A 548-nucleotide genomic window follows, 5' to 3' on the forward strand; every position below is an offset into this window, starting at 1 on the left:
AATCCGCTTCTGTAAGTGCGAGTGAGTCAGCATCCGTAAGCTCAAGTCAGTCAGCCTCAGCAAGTTCGAGTCGATCAGCATCGGTAAGTGCGAGTGAATCTGCTTCAGCCAGCGCGAGTCAATCCGCTTCAGCGAGCTCGAGCCAATCCGCTTCAGTGAGCGCTAGTCAGTCAGCATCAGTAAGCTCGAGTCAATCAGCGTCTGTAAGCTCAAGTCAGTCTGCTTCGGTAAGCTCAAGCGAATCCGCTTCATTGAGTGCTAGCCAGTCCGCCTCAGTGAGCGCAAGTCAGTCTGCCTCAGTAAGCTCGAGTCAATCTGCATCATTGAGTGCAAGCCAGTCAGCATCGATGAGCGCAAGTCAATCCGCTTCAGTGAGCTCGAGTGAGTCTGCGTCTGTAAGCTCGAGTCAATCGGAATCAGTAAGTTCGAGTGAGTCAGCATCGGTGAGCGCAAGTGAGTCAGCATCGGTGAGTGCAAGTCAATCAGCCTCAGTGAGTTCGAGTGAGTCTGCGTCTGTAAGCTCGAGTCAATCCGCTTCAGCTAGTGCT

General features: G+C 52.9%; 1 protein-coding gene. It reads left to right on the top strand.

Going from position 1 to position 548, the window contains the following annotated elements:
- Positions 1-548, top strand: a 548-nt coding sequence (locus HMPREF1115_RS11840; protein ID WP_002882223.1) for a hypothetical protein, incomplete at both ends; no start/stop codon positions are given.

This window comes from Streptococcus oralis SK610 (genome assembly GCF_000257455.1).
GTDB lineage: Bacteria > Bacillota > Bacilli > Lactobacillales > Streptococcaceae > Streptococcus > Streptococcus oralis_CB.